Source organism: Streptomyces sparsus (genome assembly GCF_054776295.1).
Genome location: NZ_BAAHCA010001194.1, coordinates 1 through 1,254 on the forward strand (window position 1 = coordinate 1; position 1,254 = coordinate 1,254).

At 73.2% G+C, this 1,254-nt stretch carries 1 protein-coding gene; it reads left to right on the top strand.

Annotation, left to right across the window (positions count from 1 at the left end; all coding sequences use genetic code 11):
* The first annotated feature begins 115 nt into the window (after positions 1 to 115).
* Positions 116 to 1,210 carry a non-homologous end joining protein Ku gene (ku, locus tag ACYVE9_RS27360; RefSeq protein WP_461030577.1) on the top strand — a complete coding sequence of 365 codons (1,095 nt, stop codon included), beginning with the start codon at positions 116 to 118 and terminating at the stop codon, positions 1,208 to 1,210.
* The last annotated feature ends 44 nt before the right edge of the window (positions 1,211 to 1,254 follow it).

The following is a 1,254-nucleotide window of genomic DNA, read 5'->3' on the forward strand; positions in this document are numbered from 1 at the left end:
CGGCGCCGGGCCGAGGCGGCGGCGGCGCGCGTCGAGCGGCTGACCGCCGAGGACCCACCACCCACTACCGGCGAACGGGACGGCTGACGGTGCCCGTGCCGAGACGGAGGCGACGATGGCAAGAGCGATCTGGACCGGCGTCCTGACGTTCGGGCTGGTCACCGTGCCGGTCGGGCTGTACACGGCGACCGAGGACCACACCGTGCACTTCCACCAGTTGCAGCGCGACAGCGGAGACCGGGTGCGTTACCGGCGGGTCAGCGAACGCACGGGTGAGGAGCTCGGCAGCGACGACATCGTGAAGGGCTACGACCTCGGCGGCGGCGAGTACGTGGTGGTCGAGCCGGACGAACTGGCGGAGATCGCCCCGGGCAGGTCCCGGGTGATCGAGCTCGCGGGCTTCGTCGATCTGGAGCGGATCGAGCCGGTGTACTTCGCGCGCACCTACTACGTCGCGCCGCAGGACAAGGAGTACCTGAAGGTCTACGAGCTGCTGCGGGCGGCGCTGCGGCAGTCCGGCAAGGCCGGTGTCGCGACGTTCACCATGCGGAACAAGGACCACCTGACGGCGCTGCGGGCGCAGGACGACGTCCTGGTGCTGCACACCATGCACTGGGCGGACGAGGTGCGCGACCCGCGCGCGGAGCTGGACCTGCTGCCCGAGGGCCGGGTCGAGGTCGACGAGCGGGAGTTGGAGACCGCGCGGCAGCTGATCGAGGCACTCGGCATCGACTGGGAGCCCGAGCGGTTCCACGACACCTCGGAGGAGCGCGTGCAGGCGCTGGTCGACGCCAATCGGGAGGGGCAGGAGATCGTCAGCGAGGAGGGGGCCCCGGAGTCGACCAACGTCATCGACCTCATGGACACCCTCCGGCGCAGTGTCGAGCGGGCCCGCTCCCCGGAGGCGAACCGTGGGAGCGGCAGCGCCCGTGGCGACGACGGACCGGGTGGCGACGGTCGGGGCCGCGCGGCCGACAACGGCGAGAAGGCACACAAGGGCGGGAGCCGGGCGGGGCGGAAACGGGGCGGCGGGGCCGACGGCCGGCGGAGCGGCACACGGGGGCGGGACGAGCCGGAGGTGGAGGCTCTGGAAGGGCTGACGAAGGGCGAGCTGTACGAGCGGGCTTCCCGGGCCGGCGTCGCGGGCCGGTCGAAGATGAACCGCGAGCAGCTGGTGGAGGCCCTGCGCGGACGGCACGCCGCCGCCTGACGCCCGGACGCAGAGGCGGGGTGGCGCGCTGCCGGGTCGGGGTC